Genomic DNA, 20,082 nt, shown 5'->3' with positions numbered 1-20,082 from the left:
TGCAGTCATACTTCATTTCGTTTCCTCCGTTTCGATGTTTCGGCCCCGCAGGGCAAGCATTTTTTCACGAACCAGCTTATCGACGACGCGGCCCGGCGTTTTCTGCCCGCTCATAAGCATAAGGCGTTCGAGGTTGTAGGCCGTCTGTGCCGTGACGCGGACCGTCATTTTCTGTGTGTGCTGTTTTTTCATGGTGTCCCGCTCCTTTCGTGGTGGACGTAATCGAGGAATAGCACCGCCCCATTGAAGCGGACCCGCCATTGTTCGAGGTCCGCCGCGGTAACGTACTTTCTGCCGAAATGCTCTTTCATGTCCCGCCACACCATCCACGGAACAAAGAAGAATTCGTTTCCAATCCCGCCGCAGACTGCGGCAAGCGCACCCCGCCGGGCGTGGCGTTCCAGCGTGTCCCGCTGTTCCTGTGTCAGAACGTCCCACTTCAAACGATCTGTCGTTGTGTACTTCGCTTCAAAGACTATGGAGCGCCCGCCGTCAAGCGTTCCTTGAAAGTCCGGCTGTGCGCGGGCGGTAAAGCGGCCCTTGAACTTTCCGTCGCGGCTCTTTTCCAGAACGCGGAACGGTTCAGGGGTTTTGTCTACGTCGGCCCGCTCCCGGTCAGAATAGAGGGCGCAGGCGGCTTTTATTGCGCTCTCGAAAAAGTGGCCCTGTGCGTTGTTGACTTTGTTTTGATACCGCAGGGCGGCGCGTTGGTTGTCTATCACGGTCCCACCCCGCTTCCCAATACAGGGCGGCGCGTGTGGTCGCCCATGCCCGCCATAAGCGCTTGAAGTTTGAACGCTTCGCTTCGGCTGATTTCCGCCGCCGGGATTTCTTCGGCCTTTTTGGAAGCAGGCGGGAAGATGTCGTTCTTCATCAGGAACGCCGAATAGAACCGTTCCATTTCCTCTTCCAGCGCGGCTTTATAAAACTCATAGCTGAATTCGATTTCCAGCCGTTCCGCCGCGGTGCAGTCAATTCCGACTTGCTTTCGTGCGCGGCCCGAATAGGACCCGACGCACTTAAAGGGAATTTTCCCGGTCACGGTATAAATCACCTGAACCAGTAGTTTTCTTTCATACGGGGTCTTGTAACGGAAGAAGCACTTTTCCAAACATTCTTCCGCTATTTCGGCTTCGTCGATGCCGTATTGCGTCATCAGCCTATCAAGCAGGGCGGCGGCTGACTGCTTTTCGCCGTCTGCGCCGCGGTTTGCAAGGGCTTGAACCTTGCGTATCTTCTCTAACAGGCGTTCCCGCTCCGTCATTGTCATACCTCCCATGTGTAAGGTTCCGTGCGGCACATATCGCAGAACGGGCAGAACGAACAAGCGTCGTCCGCCGTCCTGCGGTCGCAAATTTTCTTGATGACCCGCGCGGCCTGCTTCATTTCTTCGACTTCCTGTTCTTCCGGGGTCGGCTCATTTCTTCTCATATCTCGCAGATACCCCCGATATTGTCCAAATCGGCCCGGCTCACCGTGCGGCGTTTCAGGATACCCGCCATGACTTCGCCGTAACGGTCCCAACGTGCCGTCGTGGTCGTGAAGTAGCGCAATTCCGGGTTGAACTGCGCCCGCATTTTCAGGCTTGTAATGACTTCGCTTGTGATTTCGATGCCAAGCGGGTAAACGCTGACGCGCCCGCTTTCCTTGTCTACCTCCCGGCAGACGGCAAGCAGTTTCAACCGCTCCCGCGGCTTCGGCGGCTCCCGCTCGATTGCGTCCTTGCAGTCGCAGGGTTCGGAAGCGTCGAGGTGTGCGCCGCAGTCCGGGCAGATTTTGAACGGCCTTGCCATATTGAACAGCCCCTTTCTTTACTCTTTCTTTCGCAATTTCAGGTAGACCGCCCAGCCCGTGAAGTCGTTGTATTCGTACTGAACGCCGTAGTCATCATCGGTCAGGGTCCAGCCGGGATATTTCTTTTCCCAAAACTCACGGGGCGGGTGTTCTTTCGCCCACTTCTCGATTTGACGGCGGTTGTACTTGCCGTCGTTCGTCCGGCTGTACGGCCTTTCGAGGTTATGCGAGGAATTCCACCGCTTTTTCCCGCACCCCTGCTTCACAAGGTAGGTGCAAAGGGCGGCTATGCCGTTTTCATCGGCTTGCAGGCGGTCAGCATTACAAAAGCCGATTTTGTCGCCTTTTTTCTGTCCCTTGCGTCTGCGTTTTCTCCACAGGTCTTCCACAACGTCACGGTCAAGCCCGCCGTTCATAATGATGTGGTGATGAATACGAACGGGGGTTTCGCTGTTTCGCTTCGTGGTGTAGGCGGTAACGATCATGTACTTTAGCGGCGGCAAGCCCTCTTTCTTCCGGCGGTACTGGACCCGGCGTAGGAAGTTTGTTGCTTCCTGTTCGGCCTGTTCCACCGTGTCGGGCAGATATTTTCCGCTGTATGTAGCCGTAACGTGCAGGGCTTCCGGGTCAGAACCGAAATTCAGGTTCGCCGTCTGCGTGAAGTAGCGGCGGGCGTTCTTGTCATTCAGGTTCTTTTGCTTCGGCTCCGTTTCCTTGATTTTCTTTGACCTCTTCCCGCGCGTAGATGCTGTCAGTTGCGCGGCGGTATAGGGGTATATATCTACCTCCCGATAATGCTTTCCGCAGTAGATTTTCTTTTCTCTCATAAAACTTCGCACTTGCTTCACTCCTTTTGCGGGTAGAGGAAGCGGGCGGGGCTTTACTTCCGGCGTGTGTAGTTGTCTATGCAGGCGAGAAGAACACCAGATAGGGCGTGTCTTTCTTCCCGGTCCTGTTGTCATGCGTGACAAGGCTAATCGCAGGAACGTTAATACCCATTACAAGCCCGCCACGCCGCGCAAAAACGGCGTTATTTGTTGACTTTTTCCGCCGTTTTTGATATACTAACGGTAGGTTGATAGCTGATATATTTTCATCGGCGGAACCCGCTTCGCGTCTGCTCTCCCAAGCAAACGCGGGGCGGTTTTTCTTTATCCAGTTTTCACGACGGCGGGGGTTCAGACCTCCGCCGCTTTGTCTTTGTCTTCCTGCGCGATCTGCGCCGCGTCCTGCTTCGACGTGAACAGAGAAGCCACAGCCGCGCCCAGCGCTTCGCCCCAAACTTCCACGGGGTATTCATTCAGGGCATTCAAAATTCTGTCGCTTGCGATGAGAACAAGCTGTGCGCGGTCCTCTTCGGCGACTTCAACGCTTTTTTCTTCGTCGTCCTCTCCGGGGACAGATACCAAGATTTCGGATTTCAGATAGCAAAGCGGGCGAACGCCGATGTAGCCGAAGTAAGCGTTGCCCCAGTCCATCGCGCCAGAGGAATAGACGATGCGGACGTAGTAAGAGTTGGACGCTTCACAGGTCCACGGGGTCAGGTTCCAGCACCACGCGTCCACGCGCGGGATAATGCCGCGGAACATTCGATACAGCTTGTCCGACAGCAAAGCGATTTTGTCGGTGGCGGTTCCGTAGTCGGTCATGCCGTCATCGGCGGTCAGGTCGCTTTCCCAATCGAGGAACGCCGCCCGGTCCGCGCCCTCTGCAACCAGCGCGTCGAGGAACGCGCCGTTCAGTTCGCGGCGTAGGGAAGAAGAACGCCAATCGTTCTTGTTGTCTTCGTCGAAAGCGCGTTCAAATACGGGTTCGGCGGAAATCGCAACGGTTCCGTCGCCTGCGTACAGCTTGACCCACTCAACGCCGCCGTACAGGAAGCGCCCGCCTGTTTCAATCTGTGAAATTTTCTTCATAACTTAGTCCTCCTCATATTCCGGCTTGAAGCCGTTCTTAATGTCCGTGATAAGGTCCCGTACCGTCCGGGAAAGGCAGTAATAGAAAATCGGGAGGAAGAGGGCGAAAACCTCTCCGCCGACGGCGAAATAGCCACGGTAGGCCAGCGCACGGGCCGCACCCTCACGGAACAGCATAATTCCGGCAATCGTCAGGGCCGCATACTTCACGATAGCCCACACGGGGACCGGGCGGCGCTGGTCGATTTTCCGGGACTTCCGCCGGGCGGTCATTTGCCCGGCTTCAACGGTGATTGTGATAATCTCTTGTGTCATTTCGGTTCCTCCACTTCGATTCGCTCCGCCGCCGCGATCATAACGGCACGTCCGTTCTTGTCCAGCAGTTCACCTTGTACCAGCGACCCGGTTTTGTCCGGGGTCTTGCGGTAAATCACCGCTGTTACTCGCTGGTAGGTGATGCCGTTGTACCGTACCGGGCGTTCGTCCATGAATGCCCGCTTCAAATCAGCCGTTGTCACGGGACACACCGCCTTTCCGGGAAATCTCGTATTCGGCCCCGAAACGACGGCGCTTGCACCGCCAACAGGTGATTTTCATATTCACGCCGCCGCGGACACGCTCAATATCGTGTTTCCCAGCTTTCTTGATTTCGAGGAAGCAGGGCAAGCAGAATTGACGTTTCATGCTGTCACCGCCTTTATGACCCGCAAATAGAACGCTTCCGGTGTTTCATCGGGCGGAACCGTCAGGCTGATTTTGTGGAACTGCTTTCGGCACTTCGTACACTCCCTGCGTTCAATCGCGCCAACCGTCCAAATGTTCACGCTTCCGCCGCTTCCAAAATGGTTGTTCATTTCGCCGCAGAACGGGCAAATCTCCAACAGCCCATTGTGTACGATCTGTCCGGCGCTGTCGTAAATAATTCCGTTTGTTGCTTCTTTTGCGATGTGCTTCCCGTTTCTCTCCACGTTTTCAACCTCCTTGTTTCCAAATCGCTTCAACCTGCTTCCGGCAGTATTCCGGGCCGTTCAGGTTGACCCAATCACTGATAATGGCGCGGTCTTCGTCTTCACGGTGTTTGTCGATAGCCTTGAAGTTCTCTTGCAGGGTGTCCGGGTCAAAGTATTTCACGCTGGAACCCGTACCGTGGGCCAGAACCACGCGAACAGCAATACAAGCCGCGTCCGCGCAAATTTCGATACGCAGGTTTCCAAACTCCATGAAGTACGCGCCGACGAATGACGTACTTTTCGTCAGACCGCGGGCGGTCCCGAACTCCTGTATTGCGAGGGCGCGGGCTGTCTTCGCCGTCAGCTTGCCCCCGCCGTGGCACTGTTTCTTTTTCGTCATGTTGTTTCCTCCCGCTCGAACCTGATTTTCATTTGCGCCGGGCAAAGGTCCACTTCCGGGCGACGGGTCCCCGTCCATCGCAGGCCCCCGGCTTGTCCAACGCATTTCCAGCCAGCGGCCCGCAGGCTTGCGCCGTTCTCTGTGTCCAGAATATAGGTGACTACTCGTTTATAGCCCATCGCCCGCGCCGCTCTCCATGCCGCGGCGTAAAGCATTGAACAGGCGTTGCGGGTTCCGTCCGTGCAAAGTCGGTTGACTTCCAATGTCCAACCGTCGTCAAGGTGGCGCGATACAGGACGGCCCACAATGGCAACCCCTACGATTTTTTCACCGTCAGATAGCCCAATGGAAAACTTATGCCCCACGGTTGCCCCGTGGTGTCGGTGGTTTTGCTCGACAAACGCGTTTGCTTCTCTAAGCGTCATCGGTACGATTTCAAGCACGTTGCGTTCCCTCGCTCTCCTGTGACAGCCACCAAAGCGGATTGTTCCGCTTGTCCTCATACGGGCAAGGGCTACCATCGTCACAACTGACTTTCCCGCACCCGGCACAATACTTCCGCTGGAATTCTTCATCCCACGGCGCTTCAATGACGGGCAGGCCCCGCAGGAAAGCGCCCAGCGTTTCCGGGTTCTTCGTAATTTCTTCAAAATTGTTCACCGCGAAACCTCCTTTACGAATTGACCGCTGTTTTGCCGCGGCGTTTGAAGTTCTCTTGCACGCGCTGTTGTGCAAGAACGGGGTTGTATGCTCTCCGCTGGTTGCGGTCAAGCCCGCCCGTTTCGCCACGTTTCAACTCCCGGTAGACGGTAGCCGTTGCCATACCCAGCCCATCGGCGATGTCTGCCACCCGGTCGCCGTTCAGGTATCGTGTGGAAATCTCCTTGCGGTCCTGAAAATCTATGTATCTGTACTGCCGCACCATTTCACCCCGTTTCTATTGTGTTTTAGCTCTGTTGATGGTAAAAAAATAAATGCGATAGAACGCGTACCCGTCATTCGACGTGGTATTTGTTCTTTCGCATTTAATATTACAAGCCGCCCGGTGCCGGAAAACAAGGGATATCCCTTGACAAACCCGAATTTAACAGCTATAATATTAAAGTTAATACACAAATGCAGTGAAAAAGAGGAGTATTTTTCCTTTGCGCGTTTAGAGAGGGTGCGGCCGGTGCAAGCACCTCGGCGGGGAAGAAGAAGGTCGCTTTGGAGCAGAACAGCCGAATTTTCGTTAAGCTGTTCCGTCTGACCCCGCGTTACGGGGCAACGAGTGCGCGTCTTTACGCGAATTCAGGTGGTACCACGGAGCATACTTCGTCCTGTTGTCGGGATGAGTATGCTCTTTTTTGTTTGCACAGAGGTATCCCGCATGTATATAGTAAATCAAATTGAAGGAGATAGATCAATGAGCGAACTGCCTAAGACCTACGACCCGAAATCGGTCGAGGACAAGCTGTACAAGTTCTGGGTCGATTCCGGCTTCTTCCACGCCGAGGTCAATCCGGACAAGAAACCGTACACCATCGTTATTCCGCCTCCGAATGTTACCGGCCAGCTGCACATGGGCCACGCATTCGACGAGACCCTGCAGGATATCCTCATCCGCACCAAGCGCATGCAGGGCTACGAGGCGCTGTGGATGCCGGGCACCGATCACGCCGGTATTGCAACCCAGATCAAAGTAGAGGAGAACCTCCGCAAGGAGGAGGGCCTGACCCGTTACGACCTCGGCCGCGAGGAGTTCCTTAAGCGCGTCTGGGCGTGGAAGGACAAGTTCGGCAGCCGCATTATCAGCCAGCTCAAAAAGCTCGGCACCTCCTGCGACTGGGATCGCGAGCGCTTCACCATGGACGAGGGCTGCTCCAAGGCGGTCCGCGAGGTATTCGTAAACCTGTACAACAAGGGCCTGATCTACAAGGGCCACCGCATCATCAACTGGTGCCCGCACTGCGCAACTGCGCTGTCCGACGCTGAGGTTGAGTACGAAACCCAGCCGGGCAAGCTGTGGCACATCCGCTATCCGCTGGCGGACGGCTCGGGCGACCTCGTTGTTGCGACCACCCGTCCGGAGACCTTCATGGGCGATACCGGCGTTGCTGTCAACCCGAACGACGAGCGCTACAAGCACCTCATCGGCAAGACCTGCATCCTCCCGATCATGAACCGCGAGATTCCGATCTTCGGTGACGAGTACGTTGACATGGAGTTCGGCACCGGCTGTGTTAAGGTTACGCCGTGCCACGACCCGAACGACTTCGAGATGGGTCAGCGCCACAACCTCGAGCAGATTCTCGTGTTCAACGAGGACGCGACCGTCAACGCAAACGGCGGCAAGTACGAGGGCATGGACCGCTACGAGTGCCGCAAGGCGGTTGTAAAGGACCTTGAGGAAGGCGGCTATCTGGTCAAGATTGAGGACCACGAGCACAACGTAGGCACCTGCTACCGCTGCGGTACGACCGTTGAGCCGATGACCTCGGCGCAGTGGTTTGTCAAGATGGCGCCGCTCGCCAAGCCCGCTATGGACGTTGTAAACGAGGGCAAGACCAAGTTCGTGCCCGACCGTTTCTCCAAGACCTACCTGCGCTGGATGGAAAACGTACACGACTGGTGTATCTCCCGTCAGCTGTGGTGGGGTCACCGCATTCCGGCGTTCTACTGCGACGACTGCGGTGAGATGACCGTTTCCAAGACCGATGTATGCACCTGCCCGAAGTGTGGCAGCAAGAACATCCGTCAGGAAGAGGACGTTCTCGACACCTGGTTCTCCTCTGCGCTGTGGCCGTTCTCCACGCTCGGCTGGCCGGACAAGACCAAGGAGCTCGACTATTTCTACCCGACCTCTACGCTCGTTACCGGCTATGATATTATCTTCTTCTGGGTTGCCCGCATGATCTTCTCCGGTGTGGAGCACATGGGCGAGACCCCGTTCAAGACGGTTTATATCCACGGTCTGGTGCGCGACGCGCAGGGCCGCAAGATGTCCAAGTCGCTCGGCAACGGCATCGACCCGCTGGAGGTCATCGACCAGTACGGCGCGGATGCGCTGCGCTTCACCCTCGCAACCGGCAACAGCCCCGGAAACGATATGCGTTTCTCGGATGAGCGCGTGCAGGCGTCCCGCAACTTCTGCAACAAGATTTGGAACGCATCCCGCTTTATCCAAATGAACCTGACCATCGACAAGGACAAGGCAGTCGAGCTGCCGAGCGACCTTGCCATCGAGGACAAGTGGATCATCAGCAAGTTCAACACACTGGTTGCTGATGTTACCCGCAACATCGACCAGTACGAGCTGGGTCTGGCGGCTGCCAAGCTGAACGACTTCATCTGGGAGAACTTCTGCGACTGGTATATCGAAATTGCAAAGACCCGTCTGCAGACCGGCGACGAGAACGTACAGAAGGTGCTGTGCTATGTGCTGAGCGGCGCAATGCAGCTGCTGCACCCGTTCATGCCGTTCATCACCGAGACCATCTGGCAGGCGCTGCCGCATGAGGGCCCGTCCGTTATGGTATCCGCATGGCCGGAATACAAGGAGGAGCTGCATTTTGCCGCGGAGGAGGCACAGATGGAGAGCCTGATGGACGCTGTCCGCGCCATCCGCAACCGCCGTGCCGAGATGAACGTACCGCCCTCCAAGAAGGCCAAGGTGCTCATCCTGACCGAGAAGAAGGATACGTTCTCCGCAGGCGCAGGCTTCTTCCCCAAGCTGGCATACGCTTCCGAGATTGAACTCATCGACGCGGTTCCGGCGGACGCTGCCAAGATGGCATCCGTAGTCACCGGCGACGCACAGATTTATATGCCGATGGGCGACCTCATCGACTTCGAGGCCGAGCGCGCCCGTCTCGGCAAGGAAAAGAGCAAGGTCGAGGCGGATATCGACTTTGTTATGAAGAAGCTGAACAACCCGAAGTTTGTCGATAAGGCACCCGAGAAGGTTGTTGCAGCTGAGCGCGAAAAGGCCGAAAAGCTGCGCGAGCACCTTGCAAAGCTGGAAGAGTCGATTGCAGCGCTGAACTAAGCTGCATTAAGCTGAATTAAATATAAAAAGAGTGGAGTTTTATCCACTCTTTTTTCTTAATATTTTCCCCAAAACACTTGACTGTAAACCCACTTTATCCCTTATAATGTAATCAATAGAAGGGAAGGTGATCGTATGAACATAGCGGAAGCAGAGCGCAGGACGGGATTATCCCGGGCGAACATCCGGTTTTACGAAAAGGAGGGGCTGCTCACGCCGACACGCGGCGAGAACGGCTACCGCGACTACACCGAGGACAATGTACAGACACTGCGGAAGATCATGCTGCTGCGCAGGCTGCGGCTGAGCGTGCCGGACATCCGCGCCATCGAGAGCGGCGAGAAAGCGCTGCCCGAGGCGGCGGCAGGCCAGCTCGACGTATTGCAGGGGGACATCCGCGAGAGCGAACAGGCGTATGCGATGTGCCGCGCCATCTGCGAGGACAGAGCGGAGTGGAACGGGCTGGATGTAGACCGGTACCAGTCCATCGTGCTGCCCGCAGACGACCCGCGCGAGAAAGACCGCATTCCGCCGGCCGGCTGTCCGTGGCGGCGCTTCTTTGCCCGCAATGTGGATGCCGGACTGTATGGGCTGCTGTGGTCGATGCTGTCGCAGTGGGTGTTCCGCATCAATCCGGATCATTTTATGTCGAATCTGGCGTGGACGCTCGCGTGTGGGTATGTCAGCTGGCTGCTGACGTTCGTGTTCGAGCCGGTGCTGCTGCATTACTGGGGCACAACGCCCGGCAAGTGGATCTTCGGGCTGTCCGTCCGCGATGAGGACGGAGAAAAGCTGTCCATCCGCACCGCATATGCCCGTTTGTGGGGCGTGTTCGGCTACGGCAGCTGCTATGCGCTGCCGTTCTTCGAATGGTACTGCAATTACAAGTGTTACCGCGCGTGCAAAGAAGAGGAGCTGCCGTGGGATTTGGAGAACGGGTGCAGCATCATCGTCCGCGAGCGGGAGGTGAGTTGGTATCGCGTGGCGCTGTACCTGCTGGTGCTCGTGCTGCGAGCAGCCGCAGGTTACGGCATTGACCTGTACGCCAAGCTGCCGCCCAATCGCGGCGAGCTGACTCTTGCGGAGTATGTGGAGAACTGCAACGACTGCCTGAAATATAATCAGGGCACGGCGCCGTATGTCCGGCCGGACGGAAGCTGGAATAAGGATTTGGACATAATGGGCGGCTCGTACACCGGATTCTCGCTGGGCGATTCTGCTGTATCCGATGTGACGGTCGAAACCGATGCGGACGGCTATGTGCAGTCTGTGACGGTGGTTTCGGATTCGCAGAACGGCTCGTGCGGCTATCAGGAGCGCATGACGGTGTATTACGCCTTTGCGGCCGCGTATGCCAAATGGAGCTGGCTGTATGCCGCCCACATGAGGGATGACATCATTGACGACGGCTGGGAATACGATGCACCGGATACGAAAAACGTCAAGGAGGCGCATCTCGACGGGCTGGATTTCCGGTACGAGTATGAATTCAGCGGCGCATCGCGCGATAACGCCGTGGACGGAAAGCCGATGCCGTATCATTCGGTGCTGACGATTGAGAAAGAGTGAGGAGTGGAGAGCGAAATGCTCTCCACTCTCTGCTTTATTAGAAAATTGCTTTCTTATTTGCCCAAAGTGTGCTATACTAATCTCACAAAACCATATAGATAGAGGAATAGCCAATGAAAGGAATCATTCTTGCCGCCGGTAAGGGCTCGCGCCTGTACCCGATGACACGTCCGGTATGCAAACCGCTGCTGCCGGTATACGATAAACCGATGATCTACTATCCGCTGGCTGCGCTCCTGCAGGCCGGTATCCGCGATATTCTCATCATCATCCCGCCCGGAGAGGAAGGCCCGTTCTACCGTCTGCTCGGTTCCGGCGGCCGCTTCGGCGTCAACATCACCTACGAGGTGCAGGAGGTTGCACGCGGCATCGCGGACGCGCTGCTCATCGGCTCGCAGTTCATCGGGGATGACTCGGTTTGCCTTGTTCTGGGCGATAATATCTTCTATTCCCCCAATTTCCAGAACTATCTGGACCGTGCCGTGCAGATGCAATCCGGCGCCTGCGTGTTCGGCTACTATGTCGATGACCCGCGTGCGTTCGGCGTTGTGGAGTTTGATGGTCAGGGCCGTGCGATCTCCATCGAGGAGAAGCCGCGCTATCCGAAGTCTAACTATATCATTCCGGGTCTGTATTTCTACGATAACTCGGTTATGGAGATTGCCCGCGGACTCAAGCCCTCGGCAAGAGGCGAGCTGGAGATCACGGATGTCAATATCGAGTACATGAAGCGCGGTCAGCTGCACGTTGAAAAGCTCGAGCGGGATTTCGTCTGGCTGGATGCCGGTACCGCCGAGAATCTGCTCGAATCCGCACAGGTTGTCCGCCGCGTGCAGGATGAGAGCGGCCGCTACATCGCATGTCTGGAGGAGATTGCGTACGCACGCGGCTATATCAGCCGTCAGACGCTGCTCCGTCACGCCGCCGACCTCAGCAAAACGCTGTACGGCCGCTACTTAGAGTGCCTCTAAAGGAGAATCGCAAATGCCTGTTTATACCGAAACCAAAACCTACCATACCAAGGCCCACATGGGCATGATCGACGTTACTGACGACTTCCGCGCAGCGGTGCAGAACGCCTGCCGCAAGACCGGCATGAAGTCCGGCACGATCACCGGCTTTACCACCGGCGGTGTTGCCGGTCTGACCACGCTTGAGTTTGAGCCGGGCATGGTCTACCATGACCTCAAGGCGGCGATGGACGTCTTTTCGCCCTACCGCGATGAGCAGGGAAACGTCATTTACTATCACCACCATGACACCTGGCACGATGATAACGGCTCGTCGCACATCAAGGCGGCGCTGCTCAGCCCGTTTATCGTTATTCCGTTCGTGAATGGCGAGATCACCATCGGCCCGTGGCAGAATCTGACCCTTGTGGAGTGCGATACCCGCAACCGCGTGCGGGATATTGTCTTTCAGGTGATGGGAGAATAATGCAAACTGATTCTGTATAAAAGCAAGATGACCGCTCGGAGTAGGGCCCGAACGGTCATCTTAGTTTAACTATGATACGGAAAGGTCTGGTTGCTTAGCAACATCCCTTGGGTATATTATGCCCGCAGAACCTCGGTCTTGTCAAACGACAGGGCCAGGGTTTTGTTGCGTCACGGCTCTCAAACGCTCCGCGCAGCCAGAAAGATTAGCGTCCGCTAACTAAATAACTTTTCTTTTTTCTATAAATGTGGTATAATATAAGCGTTCGAAAAATTTGAGTACGGTTCGGGAATCCCTGTGCCGTGCATAGAAATGGAGCGACAAAGCATGACTAAAATTGATATTATTTCCGGTTTTCTGGGTGCCGGCAAGACGACCCTCATCAAGCGTCTGCTGGCCGATGCGCTCAAGGGTGAGCAGGTTGTTCTGATCGAGAACGAGTTCGGTGAGATCGGCATTGACGGCGGCTTCCTCAAGGATGCCGGCATTGTTGTAAACGAGATGAACGCAGGCTGCATCTGCTGCTCGCTGGTTGGCGACTTCGGCAAGGCGCTGCACGATGTTGTGGATCAGTACCATCCGGACCGCATCCTGATCGAGCCGTCTGGCGTCGGCAAGCTGTCGGACGTTATCGCTGCGGTACAGAACGCGCACCTCGAGGTTCAGCTGAACAGCTTTGTAACCGTTGTTGACGCGCTCAAGGCCAAGATGTACCTCAAGAACTTCGGTGAGTTTTTCGAGAATCAGGTGGCGCATGCCGGTGCCATCCTGCTGTCCCGCACGGCTGAGTGCCCGGAGAAGCGCCTCGACGAGACCGTTGCCATGCTGCGCGGCCTGAATGAGCACGCCCGCATCGTTACCACTCCGTGGAAGGATTTGACCGGCGAGCAGCTGCTCTCCACCATGGAAGGCAGCCGCGACCTCGTTGCGGAGGTTCTCGAGGAGATCGCGCACGAGCCGCACCACGAGCATCATCATCACCACCATGACCACGAGCATGATGAGCACGAACATGAGCATGAGCATGACCATGAGGAGCACGAGCATCATCACGAGCATGACGAGCACTGCACCTGCGGCTGCCACGATCACGAGCATGAGCATCACCACGATCACGACCACGAGCACCATCATCACGACCACGACGGTCACTGCTGCTGCGGTCACGACCACGATCACGATGCTGACGAGGTATTCACCTCCTGGGGTAAGGAAACGACTCACAAGTACACCGAGGCAGAGCTTAACGCGGCGCTTACCGCGCTTGGCGATGTTACGCTCGGCACCGTACTGCGTGCAAAGGGCATCGTTCCGTGTGCAGACGGCGGCGAGTGGCTGCACTTTGACTACGTTCCGGGTGCACCCGAAATCCGCCGCGGCGCTGCCGATTACACCGGCCGTCTGTGCGTCATCGGCTCCGAGCTGGATGAGGAGCGCATCGCTGCTCTGTTCGGCGTAAACGAAAAGTGAGGTAACCAGATATGGCTAACGAACCCATTCCGGTATACGTCTTTACCGGCTTTCTGGAGAGCGGCAAGACCAAGTTCATTCAGGACATTCTCGCGGACCCGAACTTTACCGAGAACGAGCGCACGGTGCTGCTGCTGTGCGAAGAAGGCATCGAGGAATACGACGAGAAGTGGCTGCTGCACTACGGCACCGCGCTTGTGCCGATCGAGTCCGAGGACCGTCTGACGCCGAATATCCTCAAGCGCGTGGAGCAGAAATACCAGCCGGACCGCATTCTTGTTGAGTACAACGGCATGTGGAAGCTGGAAAAGCTGATGCAGGCATTTCCTGCCCGCTGGGAGCTGTACCAGATCGTCACCACGGTCGATGCGACCACGTTTGAGCTGTATTCCAACAACATCGGCCCGATGATGTTCGAGCATATCACCACTGCGGATCTGGTGGTGTTCAACCGCTGCACGGATGAGCTGAAGGACATGCTGTACAAGAAGAACATCAAGGCGATGAATCCGCGTGCGGCAATCTATCTGGATGACGTGAACGGCAATTCCGAGGACTACGCCCGCAATATGCCGCTGCCGTTTGATGTGGATGCGGATATCATCGACATCCAGCCGGAGGACTACGGTCTCTGGTACATCGACGCCACCGGCGACCCGATGAAGTATGACGGCAAGACCGTCCGCTTTCTTGCCCAGGCCTACGTCGGCAAGGATGTGCCCGCCGGCAGCTTCGTGCCCGGCCGCTTCGGCATGGTTTGCTGCGCGGATGACGTCACCTTCCTCGGCTTCCTCTGCCGCTATCCCGACCGCGATCAGCTGCATAACCGCGACTGGGTCAAGGTAACGGCGTCCATCACCGTCGAGGAGCTGCCGCAGTACCGCGGTCCCGGTCCGGTGCTGCATGCCATCACGGTAGAACCCGCCGAAAAGGCGAAGGAAGATATCGTTTACTTTAACTGAATCTTCTCCATACAACGTAAAAAGAGACGAGCCTGCTTGGTTCGTCTCTTTTTCTGTATAAAAGCGCACTGACCGCTCGATTAGGCCTCGAACGGTCAGTGACTTAGTTCACTAACTTGTTATAGGGTCTGACTGCCTGAACAGCATCACTTGGGTATATTATACCCGAGCAGCCCCGGTTTTGTCAAGTGCGGCAAAGCCGGGGTTTTGCTTTGCATGCAGCGATTACTGCCTGCTGATTGCTGATTTCTAATTAGAAAAGTGTGTCCCCCGTCACAAAGCAGTGACGGGGGACAGAGACAAAAGGGGGGATACAGACGATTCATAAACTCCATGAACGTCTTTTGAAAGATCGGTGACGGCTTGAGGGATTAGCCGATGCCACCGTACATAACGCCGAGGATCAGTGCAAGAACTGCACAGATAACGTATACCCACTTGCCGAGCGGGAAGAACCAGCCGCCGATCGGCTTCTTAGCGCCTTCGTTAACAGCAGCAATTGCCTTTTCCTTGCCCAGTACCCAGAAGAACATAACGCCGGCCAGAGCAGCGCCGAGCGGGCAGATGTAAATGGAAACAACGTCCATCCACTGAGAGGTCCACGGCTGGATTGCGATGGAAACGACCAGACCGATCACACCGATGGTGCCAACGGCTGCTGCACGCTTAAACTTGAACTGCTCCTGCAGGAAAGCGATCGGTGCTTCGTACAGGTTTACGATGGAGGATACGCCTGCGAACAGTACGCAGATGTAGAAGATCGCGCCGATGATACGGCCGGCAGGCATTGCGTTGAATACGTTTACGAGGTAAACGAACATCAGGCCGGGGCCGCCGGATACGTCGCGGATGCCTTCGCCCAGAACAACTGCCATTGCCGGAATGATAACGACTGCTGCCAGCAGAGCTGCAAGGGTATCAAATACTGCTACGTTGCGTGCGGAGGACGGGATATCCTCGCTCTTGGACAGGTAGGAACCGTAGATTACAGAACCGTTGCCTGCAACAGACAGGGAGAAGAACGCCTGACCGAATGCAAATACCCACAGGTCGGGCTTAGCCAGACCGGCCGGATTCAGGGTCAGAATGTACTTATAGCCTTCGGATGCGCCGGGCAGAGTGCCGATGTAGACTGCCAGTACGAGGAACAGACCGAACAGAACCGGCATCATGATCTTGTTTGCCTTCTCAATGCCGCCTGCAACGCCCATTACCATGATGGCGAGGGAAACGACCAGTGCAACGATCTGCCATACGCCGTTGCCGATGCCGAAGAAGCCAGCCGACGCCATTGCCTTGAGGGCTTCGGGAAGCGTTTCTGCCTCCGGTGCGGTCATGCCGAAGGTGCCGCCGATAGCGCCCATGTCCGTGCCGAGATTGAACAGGCTGCCGGAGAGGGACATGAAGGTGTACTTGAAGATCCAGCCGAGAACGACCGTGTAGCCGATTGCCAGCATCAATGCACCGATGATCGGGATTGCGCCGATCGCCTTACCGGATTTATCACTGCCGGTGCGCTCCTTGGTACACATACCGAACGCACCAACCGGACCTGCGGCTGCACGACGGCCGAGAGCGAACTCCTCGATAACGCCGGTACTGCCGATCAAAATTACAAAGATAAAATAGGGAAGCAGGAAGGTCATGCCGCCGTACTTCTGCACCATGATCGGGAAACGCCAGATGTTGCCCATACCAACCGCAGAACCGATACATGCCAGAATGAATCCCCACTTACTCTGGAAACCATCTCTCTGTTCTAAGTTTTTAGGCTCTTTACTCATTATCTTACACCCCTTTAATGTGTAAATGGATAGAAAAAGGGCGTTCTCTTTGACGCAGAAACTGTTTAGTTTTCTGGCAAAAAGAACGCCTTTGTTCTTTGCTTTCCTGTGCACTTTCCACGCGGCACAGGTTACGCCCTGATTATCAAGTTATAAAAAGGTCAGGAGAAATTCCTGTTATGCAATGCCGCAGCGCCTTTGCTGCGGCATTGGCGGAAATACCGCACAATTTATGCAATTATGCGGTATCGCCTTTGACGAAAGGATGGAACAGGGGATTATTTCTCTTCGTTCGGGTACGGCTCCAGGAATGCGTGGAAGTGACGCATCGGCAGATTGTGACCCCAAACAATACGCATGTTCGGAATGTTCTCACGATCCTCGTACAGAGCCTTAACAGCTGCGATTACATAGTCCAGATGCTCCTTGGTCAGACGGCTGCGGTCGATTGCGAAGCGAACTACGTTACATACTTCAGCCTGCTGCTCCGGGGTCTTCAGGTCATACTCCATGGAGTAGTCGCCCAGCTCGGATACACGGATGCCGTAGCGGCGGATCAGCTCAAGGCTGAAGCCCTCACCAGCGAAGGTGTCGTGGCCGCGCTTGCCGTCGAAGAACTCATCCATGTTGATGTATACAGCGTGGCCGCCTGCCGGCAGTACAACGCCCTTAACGCCAGCGTCGTAGAAGCCTTCTGCCAGGTAGTTACACTGAGCAACACGCTCGTTCATGTAGTTAAAGTCGCAGGACTCGTACAGGCCAACTGCCAGAGCCATGATGTCACGGCCGGACATGCCGCCGTAGGAATCGTTGCCGTAGCAGGAGATCTGCTTAACCTTCAGCAGAACGCCAACGTCGGTCTTAACGGTGCCGTCTTCGTTGAAGTCGGAGAAGTTCTTCCAGAACAGGCCCTTATCGCGGAATGCCAGCATGCCGCCCATGTTAGCGTGGCCGTCCTTCTTAGCGGACATGGTGAATGCATCGCAGTAAGAGAACATCTCGGTAGCGATCTCAGCGATGGACTTGTCAGCGTAGCCTTCCTCATTCATCTTGATGAAGTAAGCGTTCTCAGCCCAGCGAGCGGTATCGAATACCAGCGGGATGTTGTACTTATGCGCAACGCGGTTGATCTCCTTCAGGTTGCCCATGGAAACGGCCTGGCCGCAAACCGGGTTGTTGGTGATGCAGGTGAAGATCAGCGGAACGTTCTCCGGACCAACAGAGGTGATCAGCTGCTCGAGCTTCTCGATATCCATGTTGCCCTTGAACGGGTTCTTCTCGTAACGGCCGCCTTCCGGTACTTCCCACAGCAGGGTCTTGTTGTACAGGTTACGCGGAATGGAACCCATCTGCTTGATGTTGCCTTCGGTGGTGTCGAAGTGACCATTCGACGGAATGGTGAACTTCTTGCCCGGGTGACGCTTAGCAAGGATGTTGCGAACGATTTCCATCAGAACGGACTCAGCTGCACGGCCCTGCTGGATGATAAATGCGTTCGGGCGCTCCATCTGAGCTGCGCCGCCATTGAACAGGCCGCCTTCGTACTCGCACAGATAAACTTCGTCCATCATCTTCTCAACGTCGCGGCAATCGGTGCGAACGAGGTCGATGATCTTCTTCCAGTTCTTCTCGCCGCCGCGCTCGAAGATGTCGCGGAAGGTGTCGAGCAGAACGTAATAACCGGTGTTGCGGCCGTAAGCCTCGTCGCCGAGGAACAGGCTTGCCCACTGATGATTGGTCATTGCAGTGGTACCGGAGTCGGACAGCATATCAACGGTCAGCATGCCGGACGGGAATGCGAACTCGTTGTAATGAGTAGCCTGAAGAGCGCGCTCACGCTGCTCAACGGTTACTTCCGGAAGATCACGGACTGCGTAAGTAAAATGATGGGGTGCGGGTACGTTCAGCGGATACTGCTTGCTCATAATAAATTACCTCCAGTTGTGTGTTTTGGAGGTACCCCGGTTGTCAAAGCCGGTTTTCCGGTTCCGGCTTTGCTTAGCGGACAGCACCTTTCTTTTTTGCTGTTTTCTTTTCTTTTTGGTTTGCCTTACGGCAGGAGAGCGGTTACCTCAATCTCGACGAGAGCGTCCTTGGGAAGTCTTGCAACCTCCACAGCGGAACGTGCCGGGTAGCTGCCTTCACCGAAGAAGGTGGCGTAAACCTCGTTCATCGCGCCGAAATTGTTCATGTCGCTCAGGAAGACGGTAGTCTTGATCACCTGATCCATACCGGTTCCTGCCTCAGCAAGGATTGCCTTTACATTGGTGAGCGACTGTTTGGTCTGTGCTGCGATCCCTTCCGGAAAAGCACCGGTTGCGGGATCGATCGGAAGCTGACCCGAAGTAAATACGATACCGTTTGCTGCAATTGCCTGTGCATACGGGCCGATGGCTGCGGGTGCGTGTTCCGAACAGATAACCTTTTTCATTTCCTGCTCAGCCTCCTTTCGTCCTTTCGTGAGATAAATTTATCACTTTTAAAATTCTTTGTCAAGATGTATTTGTGCAATTTGGATGAATGAATAAAAAAATCTCGCGTATTTATCAATATTATCAACAACTATTGTGAAAAATGATAATTTTGAACAGACTTTTTGTACAAAAATACTGCGTAAAATATTTACTTTTTTCACCTCGCACTTAGAAAAGTTTATTATTTTACAAAACATGGTAATTAAAGTGCGAATTTATAAAAAAATTTTGTTATTCTACTAAAACAATGCGATGAAGAATTCATGAAGAATCGCAGGGAGAGCGGCACTGCCGCAGAAAGTGATAAAAATTCTGACACCGGAAAACTGGGGTGCTTGAACCGCCTGCGCGGTTCATTCTTTCCGGGCGGCTCCTTTTTCAGCACCGGCTGAGCGGGGCACGCGAACTGCCGCAGGCGGTTCGCCCCTAACGGGCGGGAGGTTTTTCGCTGAACCTCAGCGGGGAGTGCGCCTACCCGGCGGGGGCACAAGAGGGTAGACACCTGCGGTTTCCACCCTCTTGTGAATCCCCCCTTTCCCTTGAAGGGTCTGGCGCAGATTGCCGACATGTGACCGCTGCGAAATAGGGGAACGGCAGAGGATTTTTTCTCTGCTGCGGACGAACTACCTTCGGAGTCCGTCCTCTTGAGCAACCTGTTCGCAGGGTCAGATACATTACTGCTACACAGGTCGGCTACTTCCAGCAGGCGCGACATAACAGTGCCGCGCGATTCTTTAGCGCGTTATTATAGACAGCACCTGCGAGGATAAATTGTACCGAACGCCTAATCCGTAGGTGCTGTCCGCAACCTCCAGACTAACGAATTGCGCGACACGGGTATGTCGCGCCTGCGTAGAGTAAACCGTCTGTGTAGCAGTACGCTGTCTGTGGACTGCGAATATTTTGCGAAAATCACGCAAGAGTAACCCGACTGCCGCGTCCTTTTCCTGCTTACGCAGTCTACCGTCTGCACCCAAGCTATCCCAACAAGGGAAACGGGTGTTCAAAGAGGGTAGAAACCGTAGGTGTCTACCCTTTTTGCCCCCGCGGCGGGCGCCGCAACGTCCTCGCCGTCCGCAGACGGCGAATCCCCCTGCTGAGGTTCAGCGAAAAACTCTCCGCCCGGAAAGGGCGAACCCGCTGACGCAGTTCGCGCACCCCGCTCAGCCGGTGCTGAAAAAACCTGCCGCCCGGATAGGGCGAACCCGCTGACGCAGTTCGTGTGCCCCAGTCAGCCGGTGCTGAAAAAACCTGCCGCCCGGATAGGGCGAACTCGCTGACGCAGTTCGTGTGCCCCAG

At 55.6% G+C, this 20,082-nt stretch carries 24 protein-coding genes and 1 other annotated feature; of the genes, 6 read left to right on the top strand and 18 right to left on the bottom strand.

Features of this window, described 5'->3' with window-relative positions:
* Window positions 1-12: 12 nt before the first annotated feature.
* The 15 genes from IEY11_RS09730 to IEY11_RS09660 form a co-directional block, all read right to left on the bottom strand.
* A complete protein-coding gene (locus IEY11_RS09730) occupies window positions 13-192 on the bottom strand; it encodes a hypothetical protein (protein ID WP_118648452.1) in 180 nt (59 codons plus the stop codon).
* Window positions 189-722, bottom strand: a complete 534-nt coding sequence (locus IEY11_RS09725; RefSeq protein ID WP_243183986.1) for a Holliday junction resolvase RecU — start codon at window positions 720-722, stop codon at window positions 189-191. The genes IEY11_RS09730 and IEY11_RS09725 overlap by 4 nt, the downstream gene beginning before the upstream one ends.
* A complete protein-coding gene (locus IEY11_RS09720; protein ID WP_188886428.1) occupies window positions 719-1,264 on the bottom strand; it encodes a DUF2786 domain-containing protein in 546 nt (181 codons plus the stop codon). The genes IEY11_RS09725 and IEY11_RS09720 overlap by 4 nt, the downstream gene beginning before the upstream one ends.
* A gap of 2 nt (window positions 1,265-1,266) precedes the next feature.
* Window positions 1,267-1,431, bottom strand: coding sequence for a hypothetical protein (locus IEY11_RS09715; protein ID WP_158580961.1), 165 nt, complete (start codon window positions 1,429-1,431; stop codon window positions 1,267-1,269).
* Window positions 1,428-1,793 (bottom strand): hypothetical protein, encoded by a 366-nt coding sequence (locus IEY11_RS09710; protein WP_188886427.1) that lies wholly within the window; start codon window positions 1,791-1,793, stop codon window positions 1,428-1,430. The genes IEY11_RS09715 and IEY11_RS09710 overlap by 4 nt, the downstream gene beginning before the upstream one ends.
* 18 nt (window positions 1,794-1,811) lie before the next feature.
* Complete coding sequence (locus tag IEY11_RS09705) at window positions 1,812-2,621, bottom strand: rolling circle replication-associated protein (protein WP_201309081.1); 810 nt, start codon at window positions 2,619-2,621, stop codon at window positions 1,812-1,814.
* Between the two features lie 351 nt (window positions 2,622-2,972).
* A complete protein-coding gene (locus IEY11_RS09700) occupies window positions 2,973-3,710 on the bottom strand; it encodes a hypothetical protein (RefSeq protein ID WP_188886426.1) in 738 nt (245 codons plus the stop codon).
* A 3-nt stretch (window positions 3,711-3,713) separates the two neighbouring features.
* Window positions 3,714-4,025, bottom strand: coding sequence for a hypothetical protein (locus tag IEY11_RS09695; RefSeq protein WP_117490853.1), 312 nt, complete (start codon window positions 4,023-4,025; stop codon window positions 3,714-3,716).
* Window positions 4,022-4,228, bottom strand: coding sequence for a hypothetical protein (locus IEY11_RS09690; protein WP_188886503.1), 207 nt, complete (start codon window positions 4,226-4,228; stop codon window positions 4,022-4,024). The genes IEY11_RS09695 and IEY11_RS09690 overlap by 4 nt, the downstream gene beginning before the upstream one ends.
* Window positions 4,215-4,394: a hypothetical protein gene (locus IEY11_RS09685; protein ID WP_117490857.1), complete on the bottom strand. Its 180-nt coding sequence runs from the start codon at window positions 4,392-4,394 to the stop codon at window positions 4,215-4,217. The genes IEY11_RS09690 and IEY11_RS09685 overlap by 14 nt, the downstream gene beginning before the upstream one ends.
* Window positions 4,391-4,678 carry a hypothetical protein gene (locus IEY11_RS09680; protein ID WP_188886425.1) on the bottom strand — a complete coding sequence of 96 codons (288 nt, stop codon included), beginning with the start codon at window positions 4,676-4,678 and terminating at the stop codon, window positions 4,391-4,393. Before IEY11_RS09680 ends, IEY11_RS09685 begins: the two co-directional genes overlap by 4 nt.
* Before the next feature lie 4 nt (window positions 4,679-4,682).
* The gene (locus tag IEY11_RS09675) at window positions 4,683-5,060 is read right to left on the bottom strand and encodes a hypothetical protein (protein ID WP_188886424.1); all 378 of its coding nucleotides are present in this window, start codon (window positions 5,058-5,060) and stop codon (window positions 4,683-4,685) included.
* Entirely contained in the window at window positions 5,057-5,503 is a 447-nt protein-coding gene (locus IEY11_RS09670; RefSeq protein ID WP_117490861.1) for an XF1762 family protein, read from the bottom strand. The genes IEY11_RS09675 and IEY11_RS09670 overlap by 4 nt, the downstream gene beginning before the upstream one ends.
* Window positions 5,496-5,720, bottom strand: a complete 225-nt coding sequence (locus tag IEY11_RS09665; RefSeq protein ID WP_188886423.1) for a hypothetical protein — start codon at window positions 5,718-5,720, stop codon at window positions 5,496-5,498. The genes IEY11_RS09670 and IEY11_RS09665 overlap by 8 nt, the downstream gene beginning before the upstream one ends.
* A 13-nt stretch (window positions 5,721-5,733) precedes the next feature.
* On the bottom strand, window positions 5,734-5,985 hold the full coding sequence (locus tag IEY11_RS09660) for a helix-turn-helix domain-containing protein (RefSeq protein WP_117490865.1): 252 nt from the start codon (window positions 5,983-5,985) through the stop codon (window positions 5,734-5,736).
* 187 nt (window positions 5,986-6,172) lie between these two features.
* Window positions 6,173-6,385, top strand: a binding site (T-box leader).
* An 80-nt stretch (window positions 6,386-6,465) separates the two neighbouring features.
* Here IEY11_RS09660 and IEY11_RS09655 point away from each other — a divergent pair.
* The 6 genes from IEY11_RS09655 (at window position 6,466) to IEY11_RS09630 (ending at window position 14,525) form a co-directional block, all read left to right on the top strand.
* A complete protein-coding gene (locus IEY11_RS09655) occupies window positions 6,466-9,087 on the top strand; it encodes a valine--tRNA ligase (RefSeq protein ID WP_188886422.1) in 2,622 nt (873 codons plus the stop codon).
* Between the two features lie 135 nt (window positions 9,088-9,222).
* Complete coding sequence (locus tag IEY11_RS09650) at window positions 9,223-10,656, top strand: MerR family transcriptional regulator (RefSeq protein ID WP_188886421.1); 1,434 nt, start codon at window positions 9,223-9,225, stop codon at window positions 10,654-10,656.
* Window positions 10,657-10,769: 113 nt separating this feature from the next.
* The gene (gene rfbA / locus IEY11_RS09645; RefSeq protein ID WP_118728924.1) at window positions 10,770-11,627 is read left to right on the top strand and encodes a glucose-1-phosphate thymidylyltransferase RfbA; all 858 of its coding nucleotides are present in this window, start codon (window positions 10,770-10,772) and stop codon (window positions 11,625-11,627) included.
* Window positions 11,628-11,640: 13 nt separating this feature from the next.
* Window positions 11,641-12,093 carry a YjbQ family protein gene (locus IEY11_RS09640; RefSeq protein ID WP_116704656.1) on the top strand — a complete coding sequence of 151 codons (453 nt, stop codon included), beginning with the start codon at window positions 11,641-11,643 and terminating at the stop codon, window positions 12,091-12,093.
* A 327-nt stretch (window positions 12,094-12,420) separates the two neighbouring features.
* A complete protein-coding gene (locus tag IEY11_RS09635; RefSeq protein ID WP_188886420.1) occupies window positions 12,421-13,563 on the top strand; it encodes a CobW family GTP-binding protein in 1,143 nt (380 codons plus the stop codon).
* Window positions 13,564-13,574: 11 nt separating this feature from the next.
* Window positions 13,575-14,525: a TIGR03943 family putative permease subunit gene (locus IEY11_RS09630; RefSeq protein WP_116704655.1), complete on the top strand. Its 951-nt coding sequence runs from the start codon at window positions 13,575-13,577 to the stop codon at window positions 14,523-14,525.
* 371 nt (window positions 14,526-14,896) lie between these two features.
* Here IEY11_RS09630 and IEY11_RS09625 read toward each other — a convergent pair whose 3' ends face one another.
* The 3 genes from IEY11_RS09625 to IEY11_RS09615 form a co-directional block, all read right to left on the bottom strand.
* The gene (locus tag IEY11_RS09625) at window positions 14,897-16,309 is read right to left on the bottom strand and encodes a sodium-dependent transporter (protein ID WP_188886419.1); all 1,413 of its coding nucleotides are present in this window, start codon (window positions 16,307-16,309) and stop codon (window positions 14,897-14,899) included.
* A 278-nt stretch (window positions 16,310-16,587) separates the two neighbouring features.
* Window positions 16,588-18,234: a tryptophanase gene (locus IEY11_RS09620; protein ID WP_118285444.1), complete on the bottom strand. Its 1,647-nt coding sequence runs from the start codon at window positions 18,232-18,234 to the stop codon at window positions 16,588-16,590.
* Window positions 18,235-18,359: 125 nt separating this feature from the next.
* Complete coding sequence (locus IEY11_RS09615; RefSeq protein ID WP_110435180.1) at window positions 18,360-18,740, bottom strand: RidA family protein; 381 nt, start codon at window positions 18,738-18,740, stop codon at window positions 18,360-18,362.
* Window positions 18,741-20,082 lie beyond the last annotated feature (1,342 nt).

This window comes from Butyricicoccus faecihominis, from assembly GCF_014648015.1.
GTDB classification, from domain to species: Bacteria; Bacillota; Clostridia; order Oscillospirales; family Butyricicoccaceae; genus Agathobaculum; species Agathobaculum butyriciproducens.
This window is presented reverse-complemented; position numbering and strand designations above follow the sequence as displayed.

Coding starts and splice junctions, on each gene's coding strand:
- IEY11_RS09730 (WP_118648452.1), bottom strand. CDS start 192: ATGAAAAAACAGCACACACAGAAAATGACGGTCCGCGTCACGGCACAG.
- IEY11_RS09720 (WP_188886428.1), bottom strand. CDS start 1,264: ATGACGGAGCGGGAACGCCTGTTAGAGAAGATACGCAAGGTTCAAGCC.
- IEY11_RS09715 (WP_158580961.1), bottom strand. CDS start 1,431: ATGAGAAGAAATGAGCCGACCCCGGAAGAACAGGAAGTCGAAGAAATG.
- IEY11_RS09710 (WP_188886427.1), bottom strand. CDS start 1,793: ATGGCAAGGCCGTTCAAAATCTGCCCGGACTGCGGCGCACACCTCGAC.
- IEY11_RS09705 (WP_201309081.1), bottom strand. CDS start 2,621: ATGAGAGAAAAGAAAATCTACTGCGGAAAGCATTATCGGGAGGTAGAT.
- IEY11_RS09700 (WP_188886426.1), bottom strand. CDS start 3,710: ATGAAGAAAATTTCACAGATTGAAACAGGCGGGCGCTTCCTGTACGGC.
- IEY11_RS09695 (WP_117490853.1), bottom strand. CDS start 4,025: ATGACACAAGAGATTATCACAATCACCGTTGAAGCCGGGCAAATGACC.
- IEY11_RS09685 (WP_117490857.1), bottom strand. CDS start 4,394: ATGAAACGTCAATTCTGCTTGCCCTGCTTCCTCGAAATCAAGAAAGCT.
- IEY11_RS09675 (WP_188886424.1), bottom strand. CDS start 5,060: ATGACGAAAAAGAAACAGTGCCACGGCGGGGGCAAGCTGACGGCGAAG.
- IEY11_RS09660 (WP_117490865.1), bottom strand. CDS start 5,985: ATGGTGCGGCAGTACAGATACATAGATTTTCAGGACCGCAAGGAGATT.
- IEY11_RS09655 (WP_188886422.1), top strand. CDS start 6,466: ATGAGCGAACTGCCTAAGACCTACGACCCGAAATCGGTCGAGGACAAG.
- IEY11_RS09650 (WP_188886421.1), top strand. CDS start 9,223: ATGAACATAGCGGAAGCAGAGCGCAGGACGGGATTATCCCGGGCGAAC.
- rfbA (WP_118728924.1), top strand. CDS start 10,770: ATGAAAGGAATCATTCTTGCCGCCGGTAAGGGCTCGCGCCTGTACCCG.
- IEY11_RS09640 (WP_116704656.1), top strand. CDS start 11,641: ATGCCTGTTTATACCGAAACCAAAACCTACCATACCAAGGCCCACATG.
- IEY11_RS09635 (WP_188886420.1), top strand. CDS start 12,421: ATGACTAAAATTGATATTATTTCCGGTTTTCTGGGTGCCGGCAAGACG.
- IEY11_RS09630 (WP_116704655.1), top strand. CDS start 13,575: ATGGCTAACGAACCCATTCCGGTATACGTCTTTACCGGCTTTCTGGAG.
- IEY11_RS09625 (WP_188886419.1), bottom strand. CDS start 16,309: ATGAGTAAAGAGCCTAAAAACTTAGAACAGAGAGATGGTTTCCAGAGT.
- IEY11_RS09620 (WP_118285444.1), bottom strand. CDS start 18,234: ATGAGCAAGCAGTATCCGCTGAACGTACCCGCACCCCATCATTTTACT.
- IEY11_RS09615 (WP_110435180.1), bottom strand. CDS start 18,740: ATGAAAAAGGTTATCTGTTCGGAACACGCACCCGCAGCCATCGGCCCG.